The organism is Bacillus sp. G402, assembly GCF_051172515.1.
GTDB lineage: Bacteria > Bacillota > Bacilli > Bacillales > Bacillaceae > Bacillus > Bacillus altitudinis.
Map to the genome: position 1 here is coordinate 270,139 of NZ_JBPIZC010000001.1, position 23,259 is coordinate 293,397.

31 protein-coding genes and 2 riboswitches are annotated in these 23,259 nt (G+C 41.7%); of the genes, 23 read left to right on the plus strand and 8 right to left on the minus strand.

Annotation, left to right across the window (positions count from 1 at the left end; translation table 11 throughout):
• Positions 1–12: 12 nt before the first annotated feature.
• The 4 genes from ACSBQP_RS01450 to ACSBQP_RS01465 are packed head-to-tail and all read left to right on the plus strand — an operon-like array spanning position 13 to position 1,365.
• Positions 13–291 (plus strand): type II secretion system protein, encoded by a 279-nt coding sequence (locus ACSBQP_RS01450; protein ID WP_268989650.1) that lies wholly within the window; start codon positions 13–15, stop codon positions 289–291.
• Entirely contained in the window at positions 233–730 is a 498-nt protein-coding gene (comGF, locus tag ACSBQP_RS01455) for a competence type IV pilus minor pilin ComGF (protein ID WP_019743636.1), read from the plus strand. The genes ACSBQP_RS01450 and comGF overlap by 59 nt, the downstream gene beginning before the upstream one ends.
• Entirely contained in the window at positions 727–1,110 is a 384-nt protein-coding gene (locus tag ACSBQP_RS01460; RefSeq protein WP_035702776.1) for a competence type IV pilus minor pilin ComGG, read from the plus strand. The genes comGF and ACSBQP_RS01460 overlap by 4 nt, the downstream gene beginning before the upstream one ends.
• Positions 1,111–1,170: 60 nt before the next feature.
• On the plus strand, positions 1,171–1,365 hold the full coding sequence (locus ACSBQP_RS01465; RefSeq protein WP_008342191.1) for a YqzE family protein: 195 nt from the start codon (positions 1,171–1,173) through the stop codon (positions 1,363–1,365).
• Positions 1,366–1,399: 34 nt separating this feature from the next.
• On the opposite strand, the gene ACSBQP_RS01470 is transcribed toward ACSBQP_RS01465, so the two are convergent.
• Positions 1,400–1,726 carry a DUF3889 domain-containing protein gene (locus ACSBQP_RS01470; protein ID WP_039166025.1) on the minus strand — a complete coding sequence of 109 codons (327 nt, stop codon included), beginning with the start codon at positions 1,724–1,726 and terminating at the stop codon, positions 1,400–1,402.
• Positions 1,727–1,978: 252 nt separating this feature from the next.
• Between ACSBQP_RS01470 and tapA the strand changes: the two genes are divergently transcribed.
• Genes tapA through tasA form a run of 3 tightly spaced genes read left to right on the plus strand, consistent with a single transcriptional unit; the run spans position 1,979 to position 3,987 of the window.
• On the plus strand, positions 1,979–2,506 hold the full coding sequence (gene tapA / locus ACSBQP_RS01475) for an amyloid fiber anchoring/assembly protein TapA (RefSeq protein ID WP_041091748.1): 528 nt from the start codon (positions 1,979–1,981) through the stop codon (positions 2,504–2,506).
• Between the two features lie 49 nt (positions 2,507–2,555).
• Positions 2,556–3,128, plus strand: coding sequence for a signal peptidase I SipW (gene sipW / locus ACSBQP_RS01480; protein WP_041091749.1), 573 nt, complete (start codon positions 2,556–2,558; stop codon positions 3,126–3,128).
• A gap of 58 nt (positions 3,129–3,186) precedes the next feature.
• Positions 3,187–3,987, plus strand: a complete 801-nt coding sequence (tasA, locus tag ACSBQP_RS01485) for a biofilm matrix protein TasA (protein ID WP_035390805.1) — start codon at positions 3,187–3,189, stop codon at positions 3,985–3,987.
• 67 nt (positions 3,988–4,054) lie between these two features.
• Here the strand turns inward: tasA and sinR are convergent, their stop codons facing one another.
• The 4 genes from sinR to ACSBQP_RS01505 form a co-directional block, all read right to left on the minus strand.
• A complete protein-coding gene (gene sinR / locus ACSBQP_RS01490; RefSeq protein ID WP_017357978.1) occupies positions 4,055–4,390 on the minus strand; it encodes a transcriptional regulator SinR in 336 nt (111 codons plus the stop codon).
• Between the two features lie 33 nt (positions 4,391–4,423).
• Positions 4,424–4,588, minus strand: a complete 165-nt coding sequence (locus ACSBQP_RS01495; RefSeq protein ID WP_008342197.1) for an anti-repressor SinI family protein — start codon at positions 4,586–4,588, stop codon at positions 4,424–4,426.
• Between the two features lie 184 nt (positions 4,589–4,772).
• Positions 4,773–5,570: a YqhG family protein gene (locus tag ACSBQP_RS01500; protein ID WP_435028130.1), complete on the minus strand. Its 798-nt coding sequence runs from the start codon at positions 5,568–5,570 to the stop codon at positions 4,773–4,775.
• 14 nt (positions 5,571–5,584) lie between these two features.
• The gene (locus ACSBQP_RS01505) at positions 5,585–7,255 is read right to left on the minus strand and encodes a DEAD/DEAH box helicase (RefSeq protein ID WP_007501213.1); all 1,671 of its coding nucleotides are present in this window, start codon (positions 7,253–7,255) and stop codon (positions 5,585–5,587) included.
• Between the two features lie 250 nt (positions 7,256–7,505).
• A riboswitch (glycine riboswitch) is annotated at positions 7,506–7,613 on the plus strand.
• A 3-nt stretch (positions 7,614–7,616) separates the two neighbouring features.
• Positions 7,617–7,712, plus strand: a riboswitch (glycine riboswitch).
• A 104-nt stretch (positions 7,713–7,816) separates the two neighbouring features.
• Between ACSBQP_RS01505 and gcvT the strand changes: the two genes are divergently transcribed.
• From gcvT to gcvPB, 3 genes are read left to right on the plus strand one after another with little or no spacing between them, the layout of a single operon-like run.
• Positions 7,817–8,914: a glycine cleavage system aminomethyltransferase GcvT gene (gene gcvT, locus ACSBQP_RS01510; protein ID WP_250026314.1), complete on the plus strand. Its 1,098-nt coding sequence runs from the start codon at positions 7,817–7,819 to the stop codon at positions 8,912–8,914.
• A gap of 16 nt (positions 8,915–8,930) precedes the next feature.
• Positions 8,931–10,277 (plus strand): aminomethyl-transferring glycine dehydrogenase subunit GcvPA, encoded by a 1,347-nt coding sequence (gene gcvPA / locus ACSBQP_RS01515; protein ID WP_017357974.1) that lies wholly within the window; start codon positions 8,931–8,933, stop codon positions 10,275–10,277.
• Positions 10,270–11,730, plus strand: a complete 1,461-nt coding sequence (gene gcvPB / locus ACSBQP_RS01520; RefSeq protein ID WP_326110200.1) for an aminomethyl-transferring glycine dehydrogenase subunit GcvPB — start codon at positions 10,270–10,272, stop codon at positions 11,728–11,730. Before gcvPA ends, gcvPB begins: the two co-directional genes overlap by 8 nt.
• A 40-nt stretch (positions 11,731–11,770) precedes the next feature.
• On the opposite strand, the gene ACSBQP_RS01525 is transcribed toward gcvPB, so the two are convergent.
• Positions 11,771–12,151: a rhodanese-like domain-containing protein gene (locus ACSBQP_RS01525; RefSeq protein ID WP_024718853.1), complete on the minus strand. Its 381-nt coding sequence runs from the start codon at positions 12,149–12,151 to the stop codon at positions 11,771–11,773.
• 219 nt (positions 12,152–12,370) lie between these two features.
• Here ACSBQP_RS01525 and ACSBQP_RS01530 point away from each other — a divergent pair, with 219 nt between their 5' ends.
• The 3 genes from ACSBQP_RS01530 to ACSBQP_RS01540 all read left to right on the plus strand — a co-directional run bounded on the left by ACSBQP_RS01530 (position 12,371) and on the right by ACSBQP_RS01540 (position 14,910).
• Positions 12,371–13,207, plus strand: coding sequence for a lipoate--protein ligase family protein (locus tag ACSBQP_RS01530; protein ID WP_017357972.1), 837 nt, complete (start codon positions 12,371–12,373; stop codon positions 13,205–13,207).
• A gap of 85 nt (positions 13,208–13,292) precedes the next feature.
• Entirely contained in the window at positions 13,293–13,727 is a 435-nt protein-coding gene (gene mntR, locus ACSBQP_RS01535) for a transcriptional regulator MntR (protein WP_003215946.1), read from the plus strand.
• A 307-nt stretch (positions 13,728–14,034) separates the two neighbouring features.
• Complete coding sequence (locus ACSBQP_RS01540) at positions 14,035–14,910, plus strand: patatin-like phospholipase family protein (RefSeq protein ID WP_008342205.1); 876 nt, start codon at positions 14,035–14,037, stop codon at positions 14,908–14,910.
• Here the strand turns inward: ACSBQP_RS01540 and ACSBQP_RS01545 are convergent.
• Both ACSBQP_RS01545 and ACSBQP_RS01550 read right to left on the minus strand, forming a co-directional pair.
• Positions 14,907–15,302 (minus strand): SA1362 family protein, encoded by a 396-nt coding sequence (locus ACSBQP_RS01545; RefSeq protein ID WP_435028131.1) that lies wholly within the window; start codon positions 15,300–15,302, stop codon positions 14,907–14,909. The genes ACSBQP_RS01540 and ACSBQP_RS01545 overlap by 4 nt on opposite strands.
• Positions 15,303–15,340: 38 nt before the next feature.
• Positions 15,341–16,297: a DUF1385 domain-containing protein gene (locus ACSBQP_RS01550; RefSeq protein ID WP_017357970.1), complete on the minus strand. Its 957-nt coding sequence runs from the start codon at positions 16,295–16,297 to the stop codon at positions 15,341–15,343.
• A gap of 221 nt (positions 16,298–16,518) precedes the next feature.
• On the opposite strand from ACSBQP_RS01550, the gene ACSBQP_RS01555 reads away from it, so the two are divergent.
• From ACSBQP_RS01555 to spoIIIAE, 10 genes are all read left to right on the plus strand, one after another.
• On the plus strand, positions 16,519–17,046 hold the full coding sequence (locus ACSBQP_RS01555; RefSeq protein ID WP_060781186.1) for a YqhR family membrane protein: 528 nt from the start codon (positions 16,519–16,521) through the stop codon (positions 17,044–17,046).
• 109 nt (positions 17,047–17,155) lie between these two features.
• Complete coding sequence (gene aroQ / locus ACSBQP_RS01560; RefSeq protein WP_007501195.1) at positions 17,156–17,599, plus strand: type II 3-dehydroquinate dehydratase; 444 nt, start codon at positions 17,156–17,158, stop codon at positions 17,597–17,599.
• Positions 17,596–18,657, plus strand: coding sequence for a M24 family metallopeptidase (locus ACSBQP_RS01565; RefSeq protein ID WP_007501193.1), 1,062 nt, complete (start codon positions 17,596–17,598; stop codon positions 18,655–18,657). The genes aroQ and ACSBQP_RS01565 overlap by 4 nt, the downstream gene beginning before the upstream one ends.
• A 25-nt stretch (positions 18,658–18,682) precedes the next feature.
• Complete coding sequence (efp, locus tag ACSBQP_RS01570; RefSeq protein WP_008342209.1) at positions 18,683–19,240, plus strand: elongation factor P; 558 nt, start codon at positions 18,683–18,685, stop codon at positions 19,238–19,240.
• A 375-nt stretch (positions 19,241–19,615) separates the two neighbouring features.
• Positions 19,616–19,897, plus strand: a complete 282-nt coding sequence (locus tag ACSBQP_RS01575; protein ID WP_017367580.1) for a YqhV family protein — start codon at positions 19,616–19,618, stop codon at positions 19,895–19,897.
• A 66-nt stretch (positions 19,898–19,963) separates the two neighbouring features.
• The gene (gene spoIIIAA / locus ACSBQP_RS01580; protein WP_083693024.1) at positions 19,964–20,887 is read left to right on the plus strand and encodes a stage III sporulation protein AA; all 924 of its coding nucleotides are present in this window, start codon (positions 19,964–19,966) and stop codon (positions 20,885–20,887) included.
• Complete coding sequence (gene spoIIIAB / locus ACSBQP_RS01585; protein ID WP_435028134.1) at positions 20,881–21,396, plus strand: stage III sporulation protein SpoIIIAB; 516 nt, start codon at positions 20,881–20,883, stop codon at positions 21,394–21,396. Before spoIIIAA ends, spoIIIAB begins: the two co-directional genes overlap by 7 nt.
• A 19-nt stretch (positions 21,397–21,415) precedes the next feature.
• A complete protein-coding gene (gene spoIIIAC / locus ACSBQP_RS01590) occupies positions 21,416–21,622 on the plus strand; it encodes a stage III sporulation protein AC (RefSeq protein ID WP_003153142.1) in 207 nt (68 codons plus the stop codon).
• Positions 21,619–22,032, plus strand: coding sequence for a stage III sporulation protein AD (spoIIIAD, locus tag ACSBQP_RS01595; RefSeq protein ID WP_087978339.1), 414 nt, complete (start codon positions 21,619–21,621; stop codon positions 22,030–22,032). The genes spoIIIAC and spoIIIAD overlap by 4 nt, the downstream gene beginning before the upstream one ends.
• A gap of 19 nt (positions 22,033–22,051) precedes the next feature.
• The gene (spoIIIAE, locus tag ACSBQP_RS01600; protein WP_017357967.1) at positions 22,052–23,245 is read left to right on the plus strand and encodes a stage III sporulation protein AE; all 1,194 of its coding nucleotides are present in this window, start codon (positions 22,052–22,054) and stop codon (positions 23,243–23,245) included.
• The last annotated feature ends 14 nt before the right edge of the window (positions 23,246–23,259 follow it).

Below are 23,259 nucleotides of genomic sequence, written 5' to 3' on the forward strand. Positions count from 1 at the left end.
AGTACGTTTGAGATGCTCTTTTCTTGCCACCTCTTTCTATTTGCTGCTCTTGTGCTCGTGCCATCCTTTGAAAAACTGACAATAGGGAAAGAAGAATTAAGAGCCAAACTGGAAGCTAATCAAATTTTACATGAGTATATGAATAAAGCTTTTATAGAAGGTCAAAAGAAAACAAGTACAAAGAAACGAGGCCAGATCACATATGAATTCATTTGGGGTCAGGAGAAGGGATGTGTTTCATACAAAGTACAAAAAAAGAAGACGATTTGCTTTCGACATTTGGAGCGATGAACAAGGCTTTACACTCGCTCAAGCAATATGGCAATTGCAGCTATTTTTGCTGCTTTCTTTTGGCTGCATGCTGCTTTTATCAATTGTTGAAAAAGCTCATCCGTTTGCAGAAATCAACAAATTTTCGCAAATGGAGTGGAAACAAACGGTCCTGCAATTAGAGGAGGATCTAAATTGTGCTGTCGCTGTAAGAGCGGTGAAAAATGGAACAGCACTGGAGTATATTTCTAATCAAGGGCGAGTGGTGACGATTGAGCCGTATCAAGAGATGCTTCGTAAACGAACGGATCAGGCAGGCCATCTCCCTTTATTACAAAAGGTGAAACAATTCCATGTAAGAACAAAAGAGCAAACCACCACTCTCCAAGTCACAGATGTATTTGGTCAAGTACATGAAGCTGTTTTTTTCACTTACAAAGGAGTGATTCCTAAAACGTGAAAAGAGAAGACGGGTTTATTTATCCTCACGTATTTGCTGTCATTCTTTTATTTTTATTGATTCTAGGCTCGATGACCATTGGGTTTCAAAAAGAGTTGAAAAGTGCAGAGCTCACGATTTCTTTTTATCAAAAACAGCAGTTATTTCGTTTAGGTCTAAGTGAAGCTGCAAACAAATTAAATCGTATTTGTAATCAGCCATTGAGCCCAATTGTCACAGAAGAAGGTCGAGTGACGTTGAAGCGAATTGGGTGCGATGACAGAAAAAAGCTAGTCCGCCTCTTGGTTAACATCGAGACAAAGGGTGGTGTAACTGACGAGCGGGAACTAGAGATGAATAAGGAGACAGGAGAAATCAATCAATGGATCAGCACTCATTAGCGAGTGTATAAAACGATACTCTTCTTGGTAACACTTTAAGGAAGAAGAGGTGAGTGTTCGATGAAGACAAATGATTATGTAAAATATATGACGCAGGAAATTATTAAATATATGAATACACCACGTGACGAGCGGAAAGAACATAAACAGGAAAAAATGGAGACGAAACCACCATTTTCTCAGCGTTTATTCGGTGTTCTGCCTTTTGGCTTCTCAATGATGCTAAAAAAACGTCAACGTCATCGACAAAAGTAAAAAGCCGCCAGCAGGCGGTTTTTTTAATGCCATTTTAGCTGTATTCTTCGACAACAATGACTTTATTGACCTTGTTCGAGTAAGGGTTATAGGAAATGGTGACATATACCCCAAATTCTTTGGCCTGATCTTTCAACGTAATATGATATTGCTTCACGGATTCTTTCTCCCGGTGCCGATCCCACACTTTTTGTTTGAATAAAACATGTGCTAACGGATACCGTTTTTTTGCTTCTTTGACTGCCCTTGTTTCCCATTGATCTGCGGCGGCAGTGATTCCTTTTGCCTCCGCTAGATGGGCGCTTTGGATCAAAGGGCTTAACAGTAAACTGAGCATGATCATGATTCTTCCATATTTCAACTAACATCACCTCACCAATTATTATCCTGACCAAATCCTGCACTTTTATGTAAATTTTTAAGAAGTACAAATGTCACAGAAAAAAATATTGAATATGGCGAAAGAATGAGAAAATGGAAGAATTTTCTCGGTAATGTTCTTGTTTAAGAACAAAATGGACTAATTTGACGTTTTGGATTTTATAGGTAATTCCTTATACTGAGTGTAATCGTTCTTTTTAAAGAACAATTGTTCAAGGAGTTGAAAGATTCAATGAAACAGCCGCTCTTTGTACTATTTTGTGCTATTTGTTTGATTTTCACTTCTTTTTTTATTACGTCTACTAATGCTTCTTTTAACGATGTTGAGCATTCGAATTTTGTCATGAAAACATGTGAAAATTTCGAAGAGACAGATCAGCATTGCCAGCCGAAGAAATGGGATAGAAGCCATTTGAAACTGATCGATCAAACGATCATTGAGGGGACAGTCTGTGCGCCTCAAAAGCTGAGCATGTCACTAAAAAATATTGGACAACCCATCGCGCACTCTGAATGGAAGTGGGAACTACATAAAGTAGAGAGTGTTCAGATGCCATTACAAGATGGCCATGTTATTGAAAAAGGTGCTATACAGTCCCTCTCATCAGAAGAAACGACGACTGTCACGTCAGGTAAAGCAAAAACAAATGGAATCTATGTGTTTAAAATCTATTATCCTAAAGGGTTTGGTGGTTCTGAAAAGCCATTCTTTACGTCTCAACATATGCAGCTTTCGAATTGTCAAGAAAAGGTGTCCTAAAGGGGACTAGTCTTTTGAATGAAACATGATATGTAAAGGGGAGAAAGGTATGAAAAAGTGGATGAAAATGTCTGGGAGTATTCTTTACGCGCTGGTCTTCACGATGATGATTGTGTGTATTATTGTCGTGTTGTCATCAAGAACAACAGGAGGAGATCCTCAGATTTTTGGTTATGAGTTCAAGCAAGTATTATCTGGATCAATGGAACCGGAATTTTCGACTGGTTCATTGATTGTCGTGAAACATGTCACCTCACCTGAAGCACTCAAAAAAGGGGATATTATTACGTTTCAAACGAAGCAAGACCAATCCTTTGTGACTCACCGCATTGTTGGGGTGAAAGGAAAAGGAGTAAATAAAGCCTTTGAGACAAAAGGAGACCACAATATGTATCAAGACGGCACGCTCGTCAAAGCGAATCAAGTGACTGCGCAGTATACGGGCGTGAACATTCCTTATGCAGGAAAGCTTCTTTCGTATGCAGGAACTTCTGCTGGGACCGCTCTTTTGCTCATCATTCCAGGGGTGATGCTGCTTGTTTATTCAACCATTCATTTTGTTGGTGCTGCCAAACATCGAAGACATACGGCTGAGTTACATATGTCAGAGGAACAAGCATAAATTTTCGTTTGTAACCTAAATCAGGTTTCAATAAAACAATTTATTAGGGGGTTCAATCATGGCAATGAAAAAATCAATTCGTTTAGGTGTTTTATCGGGAGCATTAGGTCTTGCTTTAATTGGAGGGGGAACGTGGGCTGCATTTAATGATGTTGAGACGGCAAACGCGGTCTACTCTACAGGAGAGCTGAATCTATCTGCAAAAGAGAATTCCGGCGCCATCAACCTTGCGAACATAAAACCCGGTGACCGTATAAAGAAGGAATTTAATTTTGAAAATAAAGGGTCTCTTGCAATTAATCAAGTCCTGATGAGTCTTGATTACAGCCAATTTCAAGATGGAACATCAGCGAAAAATGGCGGGAAGAATACAGCTGAAGAATTCCTCAGCCAATTTCAGGTGAGTGTTCTAACGGTTGGAGCCGAAGGTGGGAATGGATACCCGAAAAATATTATTTTAGACCATGCAAACCTGCTTGACCTGCATTTATTAACGTCAAAGCAGGATCAGACCGCATTTGAAAAGCTTCGTCATGCCGTCGATGAGAAGTTTTTACATGAAAGTGGTAAAATTAATGTTGCCACCGTTGATGGGTCAACAGCTCCAGAGTATGACGGCATTCCAAAGAATCCGTTTGATTACGATAAAATGGAAATGATCATTGAATTTGTCAATGACCAGACGAAGGATAAAGCGGGTCACTATATCCAAAATAAATACCAAGGCGATGCGATTCAAATTGATCTTTCCTTCGAAGCGACTCAGTGGAATGGTTTAACGATCAATCCAAAAAAGCATACGGATGAAAAAGGCTACGTGAAAGAAAACGAAAAAGCACACAGCGAAGATAAAAAATAAAGTCAGTCTTTAGACTGATAACAAGATCTGCATAGCAATTGGAGGAGTATGCGCTAAAATATGCGCATTACTCCTCTTCTTGCTTTTTTTTCCAGATTTGATAATCTAAAAATTCACGAAATTGCTTTTTCGAAACCCCTGATGTCATTGCATCTCGAACTAGTTTTTCCCATTCACTATCTAATTGACCATCGTATTCGGTTTCATCATTTTCGTTTAACAGTGTATGAACCGAGACGTCCAGAACAGCGGAGACTTTTTCAAGAAATTGAATGGAGGGGTTTGTTTGCAAGTTTCTTTCTATTGAACTTAAATAAGACTTCGCTACCCCAGCCTTTTCGGCCAGTTCTGATAGTGAGTAGCCTTTTTCATTGCGGTATTGTTTAATACGCTGGCCAATCAATGTCATCACCTTCCTTTCGATATTATAGCACATTCAGAAAGGTTTGATAGAATGACTTCTTGCCATAGGGGGAGACTCAGAGGACTTTTCGCGTGATTTGAGAAAATGACGGACTTCTTCTACTGTTAGTCCTGCTTTGCGCGCTTCGCGTAATAATTGAACCCATTCACTGTCTAATAACTTCGTTTTCTTTTCCATACAAATACCCTCCTAAAATACTGAATCGTGTATTTCAGGCACTTAACGCATGAAATGGAAAAACACTGGTGATAAGACCTCATAGATTGCTTGCGTCATGTTTCCGCCCAATACAAACAGACAAACATTGCTTTTGATTGATCGAAAATTTGATATCACATGAAAGGGAGGGAGACTCGCTAAGTCAGCCTCCTCTTTTTTGCTGTAAGTAAAAAAGTCCGCCATTTTCAATCGTAAGACTGATTTTTGGTTCGTATAAAGTTTTAAGTGCTTGTCTTTCTATTTCATATTCTACAGATGTGTCTGAAGTCCCTTCATAAAATTGGTTTAAAAGTTCCGAGTCTTCTTTCCACTTTTGAACAGCTCTTACCGCCCAATCATCCGGCTCTTCATTGGCATAACGTTCCATCAGGCTGTAAAGCCGTTTGACGCCGCTCTCTGGCTTAATCATCGTACTCATTGTGAAGCAATAATCAGGAATTTGAGACGATAGCTCACGTGCTTCTAGCTTCTCTTGAAATTGTTCGATGACTTCTCCGCGTATTAGATGAAGTCCAAGAGACAGCAGTTTATCTTTTTTACGGTCTGCCAGATAGGATATTTTGACATTGAGACCAAGCCACGGCTCCAGTGCGATCTGGCTGTTTGTGAGCGGTCTGACTTTTTCGTACAGCCGAATAAAACGGCCTTGCTGTTTCACAGCCTGGAATATTTGGAATAAACGAGGGGAGCCGAAGTGGACAAATTCTCCTTCGACCGAGTCATCAGCTTTTTTTTGATCGGTGATCAAAGTCAATTGCCGCGGCTCAGGTACGCCTCCCGTTTTTTCGAGCCAATGCCAATAAAAAGGACGGTTCATGATCAATTTATCCATTTCGATTGTCAGCTGTACGGTCAGGTGTCCTGCACTTTCTTCAAGTATGTCGCATTGATTTGCCTGAAAGAAACGGAGAAGAAATGTGTGAATCTCGCGCTGCTCCATTGGTCAACTCTCCTTTATGAACCTTGCTGTCTTTCTTCTAAAAGCGGTGTTTGTGTTTCTGTTAAATAGGAAGCAAATTGGGTTAATTTCTTTTTCATGTCTACGTCAGACTCGTGCTGGAAGAGAATTTGATGCAATTCTGTTTCAGCATCTTGGATATCAATTCGGGTTAAAATATCATCTAGATCGCCAATGACGTTTTCAAACAGCTGAATTTTTTCATATAAAAGTTTTAAAATATGTTCTTCGACTGTCCCGCTGGTTGCCATATTGTAAATGTGAACATCCCGCTCCTGACCGAGCCGGTGAATACGTCCAATTCTTTGTTCCAAGCGCATTGGGTTCCACGGAAGGTCGTAGTTGATGATTTGGTTGCAAAACTGAAGGTTGATCCCCTCGCCGCCTGCTTCTGTCGCGATGAGCACTTGCGCCCGCTCTCTAAATAAATCTTTCATCCAGTCTTTTTTACTCCGTTTAAACCCGCCTCGAAAAGGGACCGAACTGATGCCGTTTTGCTGGAGAAACCATTGCAAATAAATTTGTGTCGCGCGGTATTCAGTGAAGATAATGACTTTTTCATTTAATTGCTGAATGAGTTTAACGACTTCAAGTGCTTTAGAATTTTGTTCTACCTGGTTGATTTTCTCCATGATGTGCATCATCGCAGAAGCACCTAGAATGTGTTTTTCCTCTTCTTGCATTTTTTTAATGGTCATATAGACGGCCTCACGACTTGAACAGCATTCTCGTTCTAAGGTCATAATTGAAAACATGTGCTTCGTATAGGAAGGGTTTTCTTTTAACTGACAAATTTCATCATATAGTGCTTGTTCTGTCGGGGAGAAATCAATAGAAATCGTCTTTACATGCCGCTTTGACCATTCGATGCCAGTGTCTTGTCTTCGGTTTCGAATCATCACTTTATTGACTAACTGTTTTAGCCGGTCATGGTCCTCAAGTTGAAGGTCTTTTTTGGCAAAGAGGTCTTTAAACTGTGTTTCATTACCTAAATGGCCTGGCTTCAACAGAGAGACGAGATTAAAAATTTCTCCTATTCGATTTTGGATAGGTGTGGCTGTGAGCAGAAGGCAGAACTTTTTATTCAAATTTCTCACAAACTCATAGTTTTTCGTTTTATTGTTTTTCAGTTTGTGTGCTTCATCAATAATGACCATATCGTAGGAGATGGATAAGATCGTGTCTCGATGCGGCTGTCTTTTGGCTGTATCAATTGAGGAAACCACAACATCGCACTGCTCCCACACATAGCTCTTTTTTTGCTCGACAGCATCTATGTAAAATTTCGTCCGCAGTTCTTGTACCCATTGAGACACAAGGGATGCGGGTACGAGAATGAGAATCTTCTTGGCAAGTCCGCGAATCATGTATTCTTTGATAATCAGTCCTGCTTCAACGGTTTTTCCAAGACCCACTTCATCTGCTAAAATGGCTTTCCCATTCATCTCTTCTACGACTCTTCTAGCGACTTCGAGCTGGTGTTTTAAAGGAGTAAATGCAGGCAGGTGCGCAGGTGCTTGCAGTCCTTCAAATGAATCAATGGCTGTCACTTTTTGTACCTGTGCTGCTAAACGGTACATATCCCAATTCGCCCAGGGACCGTCTGCTGTAAGCCGCTTTTGAAATTCACTTGCCCATTTTTGATCAAAGATCGTTTGAATATTCAATGTGACCGCCTGCCTTTCTGGTAGAGTGATGATAAAATCGTTCTGTTTTTAAACGCTTCATTTTTTGATAGCGATTTAAAAGATGTTATATATCAATAAAAGCGAACGATAATGAATAATTATTTTAAAAATGTTAATGATTTTTCTGTTGCTCTTCATCCATTTCTAATGGTAGGATGTTGGTAAGTGATCTAGAGAATAAGTCACCCATTTTGATAGTATGTCCAATAAAGGTGAAGAATATGAGCGGATGATGGTATGGGGAGAGACCTAGCGGTTATTTTGCACTGACAGGCGCCGAAGGAGCAAGCTGAATTGGTTCAGTGAATCTCTCAGGCAAAAGTACTCTTACCGGACGCAACTCTGGAGAGTGTTTGCGCAGCGATTTTTAGCAAACCACCAAAGGGGAAAACGCACAATGATGTTGTGCTGTAAACTTTCAGGTGCAAGGACAGAGACTTCTTTTTGATAAAAGGGAGCGCTCTGTCCTTTTTTGCTGTGATTTTTTTCTGAAAATTCAGCTTGTGATGTGCACTGTAAGAAAAAAGGGGGAAACGATTGATGTTGAAACGAACACCGCTTTTTCATGCGTATGAAACGTTTGGCGCAAAAACCATTGACTTCGGGGGCTGGGAATTACCTGTCCAATTTTCTTCCATTAAAGAAGAACATGAAGCTGTTCGAACAAAAGCAGGGCTGTTTGACGTGTCTCACATGGGTGAGGTGGAAGTCACAGGTCAGGGAGCCCTTCCTTTTTTACAAAGGTTATTAACCAATGATCTGTCAAAGCTGACAGACGGTAAGGCACTATATACAGCCATGTGTTATGAAGATGGCGGAACGGTGGATGATCTGCTTGTCTACCAAAAAGAAAAGAACAACTATTTGCTTGTGATCAATGCTTCAAATATTGAAAAAGATGTGGATTGGCTGCTGAAACATCAAGGTGGGGAAGATGTTTCGATTAAAAATGTCTCTGATCAAACCGCCTTGTTAGCCCTTCAAGGACCTCATGCTGCTGACATCATCAAAGATGTTGCGGATGAAGAGGTAACATCACTGAAGCCATTTACGTTTTTATCAAAAGCAATCATTGCGCAAAAAGAGGTGCTTGTCTCAAGAACCGGCTACACAGGAGAAGACGGCTTTGAAATCTACTGCCAGTCAGAAGATGCTGTTCACCTTTGGACCGCTTTATTAGAAGCCGGACAGCCGAAAGGACTGATCCCATGTGGACTCGGTGCACGTGACACCTTAAGATTTGAAGCAAGACTCCCGCTTTATGGCCAAGAGCTCACGAAGGATATTTCTCCTTTAGAAGGCGGCATTGGTTTTGCTGTTAAAACGGATAAAGAAGCAGATTTTATCGGAAAAGATGCACTTAAAAAACAAAAAGAAGAAGGACCGAAGCGAAAGCTTGTCGGGATTGAAATGATAGATAAGGGGATTCCGCGGACAGACTATCCAGTCTTCTCAGGAGATAAGCAGATTGGTGTAGTCACAACCGGTACACAATCTCCAACATTAAAGAAAAATATTGGGCTTGCCTTGATTGAAACATCAGAGGCGCAGCTTGGGACAGAAGTGGAAGTGCAAGTTCGTAAAAAACGTCTAAAAGCCAAAATCGTCGCCACACCATTTTATAAAAGAGCCAAATAACGAGGAGGAATAGAGGATGAAGCACAGGTATTTGCCGCAAACAGAGCAAGATCAAAAAGAAATGCTGGATGTCATCGGTGTTCAGTCAATTGATGAGCTTTTCTCAGATATCCCAGAGAAAGTCAGATTCAAAGGTGCGTACAACATCAAAGAAGCCGCATCAGAAACAGAGCTAGTGCGGGAATTGTCTCGTCTTGCTGCAAAAAATAAAGATACAGTGGCCTATGCCTCGTTTTTAGGTGCTGGTGTGTATGATCATTACCAGCCTGTGATTGTCGACCATGTGATTTCACGTTCTGAATTTTATACAGCGTACACACCTTATCAGCCTGAAATTTCTCAAGGTGAATTGCAAGCAATCTTTGAATTTCAAACAATGATTGCTGAGCTGACCGGTATGGATCTTGCCAACTCCTCGATGTATGATGGCGGAACGGCATTAGCTGAAGCGGCGATGCTGGCTGCAGGACATACAAAGAAGAAAAAGATTGTGGTCTCTGAAACGGTTCATCCTGAATCAAGAGCGGTGCTGAAAACATATGCGAAAGGACAGCATATTGAAGTCGTCGAGGTACCTGCGCGAAAAGGTCAGACCGATCTAGCTGCATTAGAAGAAGCCGTCTGCGAGGAAACAGCAGCGGTCCTTGTACAATACCCAAACTTCTTCGGTGTTGTCGAACCGTTAAAAGACATTGAACCGATTGCACATAAAGGGAAAAGTCTGTTCATCGTCTCAAGTAACCCGCTTGCACTTGGTTTACTGACACCACCAGGAAAGCTTGGGGCAGATATTGTCGTTGGTGATGCGCAGCCATTTGGCATTCCAGCTGCATTTGGCGGACCTCATTGTGGATATTTCGCTGTGACGAAAAAATTAATGCGGAAAGTGCCGGGGCGTTTAGTCGGACAAACAGAAGACGAGAACGGTGTGCGAGGATTTGTGCTGACCCTTCAAGCGCGCGAGCAGCATATCCGAAGAGACAAAGCGACTTCAAATATTTGTTCAAACCAAGCATTAAATGCGTTAGCCGCTTCTGTTGCGATGACGGCGCTTGGAAAAACAGGTATCAAAGACATTGCCTATCAAAACGTACAAAAAGCCCATTATGCCAAGACGCAGGCAGAAAAACACGGGTTACAGGCTGAAATAGAGGGCGCTCATTTTAATGAATTTGTGTTGAAACTGAATGAACCTGTGAAAGAAGCCAATAAACGATTACTTGAAAAAGGAATCATCGGTGGATATGACTTGGGACGTGATTATCCAGAGCTTCAGCAGCATATGCTTGTCGCTGTGACAGAACTAAGAACAAAAGAAGAAATTGATACGTTCATCAAGGAATTGGGGGATCGTCATGAATAAACAAGATCAGCCGCTTATTTTTGAATTATCCAAAGAAGGAAGAATTGGTTACAGCCTGCCTGATTTAGACGTACCTGAGGAGAAGCTCCCAGATTTATTTGATGAAACGTATATCCGCCATGAAGATGCGGAGCTGCCAGAGGTTTCTGAACTGGATATTATGCGTCACTACACAGCATTATCTAGGCGTAATCACGGGGTCGATTCTGGCTTTTATCCTCTAGGCTCTTGTACGATGAAATATAATCCAAAGATTAACGAAAAGGTGGCACGTCTTGCAGGCTTCTCGCATGTGCATCCACTTCAAGAGGCAGACACTGTGCAAGGTGCATTAGAGTTACTTTATGATTTAGGTGACCATTTAGAAGAAATTACAGGAATGGACGCCGTGACATTACAGCCTGCGGCAGGAGCACATGGCGAATGGACGGGGCTCATGATGATTCGTGCATACCATGAAGCAAGAGGAGATCATAAACGAACAAAAGTCATCGTGCCTGATTCTGCTCATGGAACAAATCCCGCATCTGCAACAGTAGCTGGATTTGAAACGATTACGGTGGCATCTAATGACCATGGGCTTGTCGATTTAAACGACCTGCGCCGTGTGGTCAATGAAGAAACGGCGGCTCTCATGCTCACAAATCCAAATACACTTGGCCTTTTTGAAGAAAATATTTTAGAAATGGCTGAAATCGTCCACGGAGCAGGCGGGAAGCTCTATTATGATGGAGCGAACTTAAATGCTGTATTAAGCAGAGCAAGACCGGGGGATATGGGATTTGATGTGGTTCACTTAAATCTTCATAAAACCTTTACAGGTCCACACGGAGGAGGAGGCCCTGGTTCAGGTCCAGTGGGTGTGAAAAAGGATTTGATTCCATATTTGCCAAAGCCAGTGCTTGTGAAGAAAGAAGATGGTTATTTCTTTGATTACGATCGTCCAGATTCCATCGGCCGTGTGAAACCGTTCTATGGGAACTTTGGTATCAATGTCAGAGCGTATGCGTATATCCGCTCTATGGGGCCAGACGGCTTAAAGGCTGTAACTGATCATGCGGTGTTGAATGCAAACTATATGATGCGCCGCTTATGTGCTCATTATGATTTGCCATTTGATCGCCACTGTAAGCATGAATTTGTCCTTTCAGGTAAACGCCAAAAGAAACTAGGTGTGCGGACACTTGATATTGCCAAACGATTACTTGATTTTGGCTATCATCCGCCAACGATTTACTTCCCGCTAAATGTAGAGGAATGTATCATGATTGAACCAACTGAAACAGAATCAAAAGAAACCCTTGATGCATTTATTGAAGCGATGATTCAAATTGCAAAAGAAGCGGAAGAGAACCCAGAAATCGTACAGGAAGCACCACATACAACCGTTGTGAAACGAATGGATGAAACAAAGGCTGCACGAAATCCAGTGCTGGTTTTTGAAAGAAAATAAAAAGACTCATGGGGGGCAATAGCTCCCAGAGTCTTTTTTGTTAGTTCTTTGTTTTAATGCGGCCGCCCCATTTTTTAAAGCCGCCCTTTAAATTATAAATCTCACGACAGCCATTTTTACGTAACGTTTGAGCAGCCTTTCCGCTTCTCAAATTATTTTGGCAATAGAGATAAACAGGCTTGTCAGGGCGTATTTCATTTTTGCGCTGCTTTAATTGTGAAAGGGGAATGTTTCTTGCGCCTAAAATATGTCCACCTTCAAACTCATTTGGTTCTCTCACATCAATGAGTTGGGCTTTGCGGTAACCTTTGATAAATTCTGCTTCCGTCAGCGTTTTCATAATGCGCTGCTGATAAATGTAACTGCCGATGGAATAAAGAACGAAAAGTCCACAAAGTGAGAGGACGATATAGTTGAATATTGGCAATACGACTCGACTCCTTCTTGAGCATCAGCACAGTCACCTGTCTGATGGTACGTTTTAGACAAATACTATTATAGTAAAGCAAAAGAAACTTGTCATCATAAATGGTAAGAATTATTTTCAATTCCTTCCCTATTTGATAGACTGATGAAGAGAGAAAATCGGTGGTCACCACCGTCATCTAACATTGACTACGTAAAAGAGAAGGGATTTTATATGCAAAAAGAGAAATGGTGTTTCATTGATACAGGAAACCAAGACCCTGCCTTTAACATGGCCATGGACGAAGCCTTGCTTTATTGGCATAGCGAGAAGCTGATCCCGCCTGTGATCCGTTTTTATGGTTGGAATCCAGCGACATTATCTGTTGGATATTTTCAACATGTTGAAAAAGAAATCAACATGGAAGCGGTTGAGCGCTATGGTCTTGGATTTGTTCGCAGGCCTACAGGAGGCCGCGGCGTTCTTCATGATCAGGAATTGACCTACAGTGTCATCGTGTCAGAAGAGCACCCAGAGATGCCGGCGACGGTGACAGAGGCATACCGCGTCATTTCAGAAGGGATTTTAGAGGGCTTTAAAGAACTGGGACTCGATGCGTATTTTGCCATTCCTCGTACAGAAAAAGAAAAAGAAAGCTTAAAAAATCCAAGATCGTCTGTATGTTTTGATGCGCCTTCATGGTACGAGCTTGTTGTAGAAGGCAGAAAAGTAGCAGGCAGTGCGCAAACAAGGCAAAAAGGTGTGATCCTCCAGCATGGCTCGATTTTAATTGATCTTGATGAGGATAAATTGTTTGATTTATTTCTGTATCCAAACGACCGGGTGAGAGAGCGGATGCAGCGCAGCTTTAAAAACAAAGCGGTGGCGATCAATGAAATTTCAGATCGAACATGTACGATAGACGATGCGCGTGTTGCATTTAAACGAGGGTTTGAAAAAGGATTAAATATCGAGCTTGTGCCTTATGAGCTGACAGATGAAGAGTTGGCATTTGTTCATCACCTCGCCAAAACGAAATACGCCACAGATGATTGGAATTACAAGCGTTAAGACGAAGGACTCTTCTTGTTTTTTAATGGGCGATGGTGTAGAATTGTTATGATTATTAAGTAAAGGTGCATTTTGGAGGGGTTTTATGACTACACCTAGTATGGAAGATTATATTGAACAAATTTATATGCTGATAGAAGAAAAAGGATATGCAAGAGTATCTGATATTGCAGAAGCCCTCGCTGTCCATCCCTCCTCTGTAACAAAAATGGTTCAGAAGCTAGATAAAGATGAATACCTCATTTATGAGAAATATCGTGGTCTAATTTTAACCCCGAAAGGCAAAAAAATTGGAAAACGTCTCGTATACAGACATGAACTGCTAGAGCAATTTTTAAGAATCATTGGTGTAGATGAAGAGAAAATTTATGATGATGTAGAAGGTATTGAGCATCATCTCAGCTGGAACAGCATTGACCGCATCGGCGATCTTGTCCAATTCTTTGAAGAAAACGATGAGCGATCCGTTCAGCTGAAAGCGATTCAAAAGAAAAACGAACAAACAAATCAAGAATCTTAAGAAAAAGGACACCTGTCGAAGGGTGTCCTTTTAAATTGTTGACAAAGGGGTAAAATGTACTTTATTTTAGCTCTTTGTCTTCTTTTCAGCGTGAAAGAAAACCTTTGCAGCCCTAGGAAGGACGAGCATCGGAGCGGAGCGAATTTGACATTCGTAAGCACCGGAGCGCAGGACTGACACCGAATGCGAGGGTTTGTCTACACGCTGAAAGGACACCCTTAGCATGGGTGTCCTTTTTGAATATAGTTCTAATGAAAGGCAAATGCTCCTACACTATTAATAGTGTGACAGAAAAGGGGGCTCCTTGATGAAGATAGATGGTGTGTTCTCAGGTGGAGGCATTAAGGGTGCAGCACTTGCAGGCGCCTATGAAGCGCTTGAAGCAAGAGGATTTCAATTTGTCCGTCTCGCTGGAACAAGTGCGGGAGCGATCATTGCTTCACTCATCGCAGCGGGTTTTACGAGTCAGGAGATTCGGGAGCTGTTAGACGAAATGGATGAGCATCAATTGCTTGATCGAAGGTGTCAATTCATCCCGTTTAAAATGCTCAGGTGGGTGTCTATTTATTGGCGTCTTGGCCTTTACAAAGGTGACCGTCTAGAAAAATGGCTGACAGACGTGTTAAAACGAAAAGGTGTCACCGTATTTGGGGATCTGAAAAAAGATACGCTCAAAATCGTCGCTTCTGATTTAACAAATGGCAAAATCCTTGTCCTTCCAGATGACCTTCCTTCCTATGGGTTAAATCCAGAACGGTTTTCTGTCGCCAGGGCCATTCGGATGAGCTGCAGTCTGCCGTATTTTTTCGAACCTGTCAAACTGAGGTCTTCAAAAGGAATTTGTACCATAGTAGATGGCGGCGTGCTCAGCAACTTTCCGATTTGGCTTTTTGCTGAAGAGAAAAAAAGACCGTTTGTCGGTGTCACATTAACCCCAAACGAAAAAGAACGCCCTCAACATTCCATCCGCAATGCGTTTGAACTGTTTGGCGCTCTATTTGAAACGATGCGTGGTGCTCATGACGAAAGACATATTGCCACAAAACACGAACGTCATATTATTTTTATTCCTGTAGAACACGTCATCGCCACTGATTTTCAGCTGATGACAGAAAAGAAAAAGGCGCTCGTCGATCTAGGCAGACAGAAGGCCGAGCAATTTTTAAAGAGCTGGACATTTTAAAATAAGGCGCGATTTTTCTTTTTGTTTTTCTTGCCTTCAATGACTGTCAAATGTGTTTGGCTTTTCTTTTTGAGAAGGACGGGCTTCGACTTGTGGTCAGTCGGCACGCTTCGCAAATGAGTGACCCGGTTTTTCATCTGGCTTTTCGTTTTTGGTTTAGGCTGCTGGTAGCGACGTTTTGATTGTTTGACTGCTTTACGATAAAGATTTCCTTCTGTTCCAGTTCTTCGATTCATCAGCCATCTAAATAAGACAAATAGAACCGCTCCAACGATCACAACTGATAGCAGCATTGTAAAGAGTCTGCTTGGATTCGTTGTGAGTAAATACACAAATCCCAAAACACCTAAAGCGAAAATAATGGTAAAAGCAGGATGTACTCGGCGATTCATAACTGTCCACCTCCGAAAGAATTTACCGGATTTATAAACTAGATCACTTGATGAGCAGAATCTGATGCTTGTTTCGCAGATGCTTCCTCTAAACGAAGAAGTTCATTAAAACTTGCAATGGCTACCTCGACTTGATCATCAGAGGGTTCTTTTGTTGTGAGCAATTGCAGCCAAAGGCCAGGATAGCCAAGCACTTTAAGCACTGGCACGTCACGGAGTTTGTTTGTGAGCTGAAGCACTTCAAATGAAATGCCCAGAACAACCGGAATAAGCGCCAAGCGATTCAGAACTCTCACCCATAAAGGATCTGTCGGTACGAGTAAATAGACGAACATGCCGACAATGACAGTGAATAAAATAAAGCTGCTGCCGCATCGATAATGCAGGCGAGATTGGCTTTGGACATTTTCCACTGTGATGTCAAGATTCTGTTCATAGCAGTTTATGACTTTATGTTCTGCCCCATGATATTGAAATACCCTTTTAATTAAAGGGGTCATGGAAATAAAGTAAATATAGCCTAATAACAGGATCAATTTAAAGAATGTTTCCACTGCAATTTGTGCGAAGTTTCCAGAAAACACCGGACGCACAAGTTCAGCTAAAAAGACAGGCACTAAAGTAAAGACAAATTTACTAAAAAGAAGAGAGAGAACTCCGATCACAGCAATGCCAAAGATCATTGATAATTTCGAGCTTTTTTGTTCTTTTTCAAGAGAATGATCTTCAGAAGGATCTAAGTCATAGCGCTCGCTGGAGAAGTTTAAGTGCTTACTGCCGTTTGCGCTTGCTTCAACAAGTGCAGCAACACCCCTGACAAAAGGGATTTTCTTAAGAAAGGCGGTTCGTTTATTGGAGGTCCGGGGAAGCTTTAAAAACTCAATCGACTCATCCTTACGCCGAATCGCTGTCACATAGTTCATTTTACCTCCGAACATGACACCTTCCACAACTGCCTGCCCTCCATATGCTGGAGGTTTTGTTTGATTGGACATATTTCATCAACCTGCCTGTTTCCTGTAATTTACATGCATTTCCTTATACCTTTATTGTACAGGAAAAGAGGGGAAATCACTAGCTAACAGGTCGATTATCTACTAGAATTCTATCTACCTCTTTTTAGCCAGTATACCCTGTTATAAAAATTTTACACTCTCGCACGGAAATCCTTTTTTTTCATGACATTTTGGACATACTACTTGCTGGAGGTGTTCATATGAAACGTGATGAAAAGAAAAACCAAGAAGAAAAAAATCAATCAGTACAAACGTCTTCAATGGTGGCAAGGGCAGCAGCCACAGGTTTTGTCGGCGGAGTTTTTTGGGGCTTTATCGGATTTCTGACCCATATGTTTCATTTTTCAGAGGTGAGTCCAAATATGCTGTTGCAGCCATTTGTGCTTGGTGAATGGAAAAAAGGCGGACTTGGTACATTTATGAGTATTGTACTTTTAGGGATTTTATCTATTGGAGCAGCCTTTATTTATTATGGACTGCTCAAACGGATCAAAGGTTTTTGGATGGGACTGATTTATGGAGGGGTTTTGTGGCTGCTTGTTTTTTATGTATTTAATCCTATATTCCCCGATGTGAAGCAAGTGCAAGATTTGCAGCAAAGCACCATTGTGACGACATTTTGCCTATATATTTTATATGGCATGTTTGTCGGGTACAGTATTTCATTTGAATATAATGAATTAACGAGTCAGAAGCTTGCAAGGGCACTCGGGAAAAAGACAGAATAAAGTGTAAATCCACCTTTCATATGATAAAATTATTTTTGGAAACGAAAGGTTTCTAAGGAAAAAGAAACAGACATCGATATAGAGTGAATTAGGGTGAAGGAGTGGTCATATGCCTCATTTTCTAGTGCTGAATGGGCCCAACTTAAATAGGCTCGGCAAGAGAGAGCCAGGAGTTTATGGAAGTAAAACATTAACAGATTTAGAAACAGATTTGTTTCAGTTTGCAGAAAGAGCAAATATTCAATTGACGTTCTTTCAATCGAATCACGAGGGAGATTTGGTCGATGCGCTCCATGAAGCAGAAGATCAGTATGATGGCGTCGTGTTTAACCCGGGTGCTTTTACCCACTATAGCTATGCACTGAGAGATGCCATTGCAAGTATTACGTTACCTGTCATCGAAGTACATATCACAAATGTTCATAAGAGAGAGGAATTCCGCCATCATTCGGTTCTTGCTCCAGTATGCCAAGGTCAAATCGTTGGACTTGGTTTAGAAGGATATAAATTGGCGATTCGTTATTTAGTCAGTGAAGGGGGAGCAGTATCATGAAACTTGAAAAACTAAGAAAACTTTTAGCCGAATTAGACATAGATGGTTTAGTGATTACGAGCAGCTTTAATTTACATTATATGACGAGTTTTACTGGATCAGCCGGTCTTGCCATCGTTTCAAAGGATCGAGCCGCCTTTATTACGGATTTTCGTTACACAGAGCAAGCCAAGGATCAAGTAAAGGGCTATGACATCATTGAACATAAAGGAAACATTGTGGAAACTGCTGTCCAAACGGCAAACGAATTTGGGGTGAAACGTCTTGGTTTTGAACAAAACCATATGACATTTGCCACCTACCAGCAGTACTCGGGGAAAGCAAGCGGTATCGAGCTTGTTCCAGTCTCAGAATCAGTTGAAAAGTTGCGCTTGATTAAGTCTAATGAAGAGATTAAGATATTAGAGGAAGCTGCGAAGATTGCAGATCATGCCTTTGATCATATTCTCACGTACATCAAGCCGGGCCTGACAGAAATTGCGGTCATGAACGAGCTTGAATTTTTCATGAGAAAAGAAGGGGCAGAAGGATCTTCATTCGATATGATTGTTGCCTCTGGCGTTCGTTCAAGCCTGCCACACGGGAGAGCGAGCGAAAAGGTGATTGAATCTGGCGACTTGGTGACACTGGATTTCGGTGCCTATTATAAAGGCTATTGTTCAGACATGACAAGAACCATTGCTGTAGGAACACCAAGCGACAAATTAAAGGAAATTTATCATATCGTATTAGAAGCAGAAAACGCTGGTGTGGATAAAATCAAGCCAGGCTTAACAGGAAAAGAAGCTGATCGCATCACACGAGACATCATTGAAAAGTATGGCTACGGTCAATACTTCGGGCATTCGACTGGACATGGTCTTGGTATGGAAGTACATGAAGCACCTGGCCTTTCCTCACGCTCAGATGTCGTGTTAGAAGAGGGAATGGTTGTGACAGTTGAACCAGGCATTTACTTGCCGGATGTCGGCGGCGTGAGAATTGAGGATGATATTGTCCTGACAGCTGACGGCAATAAACGATTGACCCACTCACCGAAAGAACTTATCATATTATGATGGTGAAATGTAGGAGGATGACAAAATGATTTCAGTAAACGATTTTCGTACAGGCCTGACAATTGAAGTGGACGGCGGTATTTGGCGTGTAGTGGATTTCCAACACGTAAAACCAGGAAAAGGCGCAGCGTTTGTCCGTTCGAAACTGCGTAACCTGCGTACAGGTGCGATTCAAGAGAAAACATTCCGTGCAGGTGAAAAAGTAGCGAAAGCTCAAATTGAAACAAAAACAATGCAATATTTATATGCAAATGGCGATCAGCATGTATTCATGGATACAAGTTCATACGAACAACTTGAACTAAGCGAAACGCAAATCAAAGATGAGCTGAAATATTTGCTTGAAAATATGTCGGTTCAAATCGTCATGTACGGTGATGAAACACTTGGAGTAGAACTTCCAAACACTGTAGAACTAGAAGTAGTAGAAACAGAGCCTGGTATTAAAGGTGATACGACATCAGGTGGATCAAAACCTGCAAAAACAGAAACTGGTTTAATCGTGAATGTTCCTTTCTTTGTGAACCAAGGTGATAAACTAGTGATCAATACATCTGACGGTTCATACGTTTCAAGAGCGTAATGAACGGAGAGAGACTGTAAACCTCGTGTTTACAGTCTCAGCGTGTAGGCAAACCCTCGCATTCTTTGTCAGTCCTGCGTGCTGGTGCTCACGAATGTCAAATTCGCTCCGCGCCAGTACTCGTTCTTCCTAGACTGCAAAGGTTTTCTATCACGCTGAAAAGAAGACAAAGGGATAAAATCAAGTTCATTTTATCCCTTTGTCAACTATCTGAGACTGTAAACTTCGTGTTTACAGTCTTTTTTTATTTGAAAAATAGGACGCCTCGTTATGACACCCCTTACTCTATTCTCTCATCCATCTCTCTTCCTTTTGAAAAACAAGACTACTTCTAGCTAGTGAAGCATATAGTGTAAAAAAAGCTGGAGGTTCTATATGAAACAATTTCTCCCGGGTATACACCCATCAGTCGCTGCCATGGCAGGGATGAGGTTTCTATCTGCCGCGATTGAACTGACGGCCGCCATCCTCATTTTAGTGACAAATGATGTGCGTAAAGCGGTTGTCATCAATAGTATATTAGCGATCATCGGGCCGCTCATTTTTATTATCACGATGACGATTGGAATCTATCAAATTGCAGGGCAGTTATCCTATGCGAAGCTTGTGTTTATTTTCATTGGTGTCGTATTTATTCTTGTTGGAATTTATAAGTGAAATGGCTTGGCATAATTAACGGCATGCATCATACATTTTAGAGAAGAAAAAAAGGAGGGGAATTCGTTGCGGAGTTTGTTGGATATTCTCCCGCACTCAATTGGACAAGAACTCAGCATGTTAAAAGAAGCAGAGTGGGCGCAAATAGAAGAAATCCGCATTCGCACCGATCGCCCAATTGAGCTGATGCAAGGAGGAAAACCCCGCTTTCTTTCCTATCATACAACAGGTGAAGATGCGGCTCAGCTATTAGGCAGGCTCAGTAATTACAGCATGTACACACTTGAGGAAGAGTTAAAACAGGGCTATATCACCATATCTGGCGGACATCGGGTTGGGCTTGCTGGAAAGGTCATCGTCGAAAATGGATTCGTCAAAGGCTTAAGAGATATTTCTTCATTTAATATTCGCATCGCAAAAGAGAAGATCGGAATTGCTCTGCCGTTTCTCCCTTATTTATATGAAAAACATTGGTGTAACACACTGATTATAGGTCCGCCGCAAACCGGGAAAACGACATTGCTGCGTGATCTAGCACGTCTTGTCAGTACAGGAACAACCACCATTTCTCCTAGAAAAACAGGGATTGTAGATGAACGATCTGAAATCGCAGGTTGTATAAGAGGAGTGCCGCAGCATTCTTTTGGGCACCGGATTGATGTACTTGATGCGTGCCCAAAGGCTGAAGGGTTAATGATGATGATCAGGTCCATGAGCCCAGAAGTCATCATTGTCGATGAAATCGGAAAAAGTGAAGATGTACAGGCACTGCTAGAAGCAATCCATGCTGGAGTCACCATTATCGTCTCAGCTCATGGGTATTCTCTTGAAGACTTATCTAAACGGCCATCATTTGAACCGTTATGGCAGCTTCGTGTGTTTGATCGATATGTGGAATTAAATAGAGAAAAAGGGCCTGGCACGATCGGACGGATATTTGACCAAGAGGGACAAGAGCTGAAGAGGAGGCGGGGAGTGGACGTATGTTAAAGCTTATTGGTGCTATTTTCATTGTTGCGGCTACGACATGGGGAGGATTCGAGTTTGCGAAGCGGTACAGTGATCGGCCAAAGCAAATCCGCCAGCTCCGGTTTGCACTCCAATCTCTTGAAGCTGAAATTATGTATGGTCAAACACCTTTAGCTAGAGCCGCTGACCAAATTGCGTCCCAAGTAGGACCGCCTGTGAATCGGCTATTTGAACAATTTGCAGAAAAACTCAACGTTGGAACATTTTCTGCGAGGCATGCATGGAATGAAAGTCTAGAGGATGTATGGAAAAAAACCGTATTAAAAAAAGGCGAATATGAGGCGCTGAAGTACTTTGGAGAAACCCTTGGTCAGCATGATGTGACGGCTCAGCAAAAATATATCAAGCTAGCTTTAGGCCATTTGGAATCAGAGGAAAAAGAAGCTGAAGTTGCCCAAGCGAAAAATGAAAAAATGGTGAGAAGTCTTGGTTTTCTAAGTGGGTTACTACTGATTCTGTTATTGATGTGAGAAGAAGGGAGTCGAGAGCATGGGCGTTGATGTAAACGTCATTTTCCAAATTGCGGGAGTGGGTATCGTCGTGGCTTTTCTCCATACGATTTTAGATCAAATGGGGAAAAAAGAGTACGCACAGTGGGTGACACTGCTTGGATTTATCTACATTTTATTTATGGTTGCTACCATTGTGGATGATTTGTTTAAGAAGATTAAAGCCGTATTTCTATTTCAAGGATAGGGGAGGGCTTACAAATCGAAATTATTCAAATTGTTGGACTTGGTTTAATCGCTACTTTTCTAGCATTAATCGTCAAAGAACAAAAGCCAACCTTCGCCTTTATGCTTGTTGTGTTTACTGGGTGTGTCATTTTCCTTTATTTAATCGATCAAATCTATGCCATTATCTCCATGATTGAAAAAATTGCAGCAAGTGCAGGCGTCAATATGAAATACGTTGAAACCATTTTGAAAATCATTGGCATTGCCTATATTGCAGAATTTGGTGCCCAGCTCACAAAGGATGCTGGACAAGGCGCCATCGCTTCAAAAATAGAGCTTGGCGGCAAAATTCTTATTTTGGTCATGGCGGTACCGATTTTAACGGTCATCATTGAGACGATCCTAGGTATGATCCCGTCCATGACTTGATGGAAAAGAGGTGATGATGATGAAACGGGTGACAGCTGTGCTAGGGTTTATGATGTTCTTTTGGATGATCGTTCCGTATGCAGGTGCAGAAGAAAGTGTGCCTTTATCAAGTGAAGAACCGGTCGCAGAAGAAGTTGCGGGTGGACAGGCTGATGCCTTAGAGCTTCATTCTATCAGTGACTTTTGGGAAACGATATTGGACGAGTATGGCGGCTTTCTGCCTGAAAGCCAAAAAGGTACAGTGAAGGAAATGATCGATGGCGATAAAGAGCTGTCTCCCCAAACGTGGCTGAAGGCTTTTGTTCATTATCTGTTTCATGAGCTGATTGCCAATGGAAAGCTCTTAGGTACACTTATATTACTCACCATCTTTTGTTCGCTTTTGCAGCTTTTGCAAAATGCGTTTGAACAAAGCACTGTTAGTAAAGTTGCATACGCTCTTGTTTATATGGTGCTTATCATTATTGCATTAAACAGTTTTCATGTTGCGATCTCTTATGCAACAGAAGCCATTCAAACGATGACTAGTTTTATTCTTGCTCTTATTCCTCTTTTATTAGCACTTATTGCCTCATCAGGCGGGCTTGTCTCAGCCGGATTCTTTCATCCTGTGATTTTGTTTTTAATGAACACGAGCGGTGTTTTTATTCAATATGTCGTTCTTCCGCTCATCTTTTTATCAGCGATCTTGAGCATCGTCAGTACATTGACCGAACAATACAAAGTGACCCAGCTTGCCCAGCTGTTAAGAAATGTCGCCATTGGCGGGCTCGCTGTTTTTTTAACTGTATTCCTCGGCGTCATTTCTGTACAGGGGGCATCTGCTGCTATCACTGATGGAATCGCTCTTCGCACAGCCAAGTTTATTACCGGAAATTTCATCCCTGTCCTTGGCAGAATGTTTACTGATGCGACAGATACCGTTATCAGCGCCTCTGTGCTGCTGAAAAATACGGTTGGTCTTGTAGGCGTCGCCATTTTGATTTCAATTGCGGCTTTCCCAGCAATTAAAGTGCTGTCGCTCGCTCTCATTTATAAACTGGCCGCTGCGATTCTTCAGCCTTTAGGAGGCGGGCCGATTATAAGCTGCCTTGATGTCATTTCAAAAAGTGTTCTTTATATATTTGCTGCATTAGCTGTTGTATCGCTTATGTTCTTTTTAAGCATTACCGTTATCATCACAGCTGGCAACCTCACCATGATGATGAAGTAAGGAGGGGACACCAT

Bases quoted from the DNA above. Each gene is read 5' to 3' on its own strand.
- gcvT (WP_250026314.1), top strand. From the start codon at position 7,817: ATGTTGAAACGAACACCGCTTTTTCATGCGTATGAAACGTTTGGCGCA.
- ACSBQP_RS01500 (WP_435028130.1), bottom strand. From the start codon at position 5,570: ATGGAGCAGCGCGAGATTCACACATTTCTTCTCCGTTTCTTTCAGGCA.
- spoIIIAE (WP_017357967.1), top strand. From the start codon at position 22,052: ATGAAACGGGTGACAGCTGTGCTAGGGTTTATGATGTTCTTTTGGATG.
- ACSBQP_RS01465 (WP_008342191.1), top strand. From the start codon at position 1,171: ATGAAGACAAATGATTATGTAAAATATATGACGCAGGAAATTATTAAA.
- spoIIIAB (WP_435028134.1), top strand. From the start codon at position 20,881: ATGTTAAAGCTTATTGGTGCTATTTTCATTGTTGCGGCTACGACATGG.
- ACSBQP_RS01575 (WP_017367580.1), top strand. From the start codon at position 19,616: ATGAAACAATTTCTCCCGGGTATACACCCATCAGTCGCTGCCATGGCA.
- ACSBQP_RS01550 (WP_017357970.1), bottom strand. From the start codon at position 16,297: ATGTCCAATCAAACAAAACCTCCAGCATATGGAGGGCAGGCAGTTGTG.
- ACSBQP_RS01450 (WP_268989650.1), top strand. From the start codon at position 13: ATGCTCTTTTCTTGCCACCTCTTTCTATTTGCTGCTCTTGTGCTCGTG.
- mntR (WP_003215946.1), top strand. From the start codon at position 13,293: ATGACTACACCTAGTATGGAAGATTATATTGAACAAATTTATATGCTG.
- ACSBQP_RS01545 (WP_435028131.1), bottom strand. From the start codon at position 15,302: ATGAATCGCCGAGTACATCCTGCTTTTACCATTATTTTCGCTTTAGGT.
- tapA (WP_041091748.1), top strand. From the start codon at position 1,979: ATGAAACAGCCGCTCTTTGTACTATTTTGTGCTATTTGTTTGATTTTC.
- ACSBQP_RS01530 (WP_017357972.1), top strand. From the start codon at position 12,371: ATGCAAAAAGAGAAATGGTGTTTCATTGATACAGGAAACCAAGACCCT.
- efp (WP_008342209.1), top strand. From the start codon at position 18,683: ATGATTTCAGTAAACGATTTTCGTACAGGCCTGACAATTGAAGTGGAC.
- aroQ (WP_007501195.1), top strand. From the start codon at position 17,156: ATGCCTCATTTTCTAGTGCTGAATGGGCCCAACTTAAATAGGCTCGGC.
- spoIIIAC (WP_003153142.1), top strand. From the start codon at position 21,416: ATGGGCGTTGATGTAAACGTCATTTTCCAAATTGCGGGAGTGGGTATC.
- ACSBQP_RS01495 (WP_008342197.1), bottom strand. From the start codon at position 4,588: ATGGAAAAGAAAACGAAGTTATTAGACAGTGAATGGGTTCAATTATTA.
- sipW (WP_041091749.1), top strand. From the start codon at position 2,556: ATGAAAAAGTGGATGAAAATGTCTGGGAGTATTCTTTACGCGCTGGTC.
- gcvPA (WP_017357974.1), top strand. From the start codon at position 8,931: ATGAAGCACAGGTATTTGCCGCAAACAGAGCAAGATCAAAAAGAAATG.
- ACSBQP_RS01540 (WP_008342205.1), top strand. From the start codon at position 14,035: ATGAAGATAGATGGTGTGTTCTCAGGTGGAGGCATTAAGGGTGCAGCA.
- gcvPB (WP_326110200.1), top strand. From the start codon at position 10,270: ATGAATAAACAAGATCAGCCGCTTATTTTTGAATTATCCAAAGAAGGA.
- tasA (WP_035390805.1), top strand. From the start codon at position 3,187: ATGGCAATGAAAAAATCAATTCGTTTAGGTGTTTTATCGGGAGCATTA.
- ACSBQP_RS01555 (WP_060781186.1), top strand. From the start codon at position 16,519: ATGAAACGTGATGAAAAGAAAAACCAAGAAGAAAAAAATCAATCAGTA.
- ACSBQP_RS01565 (WP_007501193.1), top strand. From the start codon at position 17,596: ATGAAACTTGAAAAACTAAGAAAACTTTTAGCCGAATTAGACATAGAT.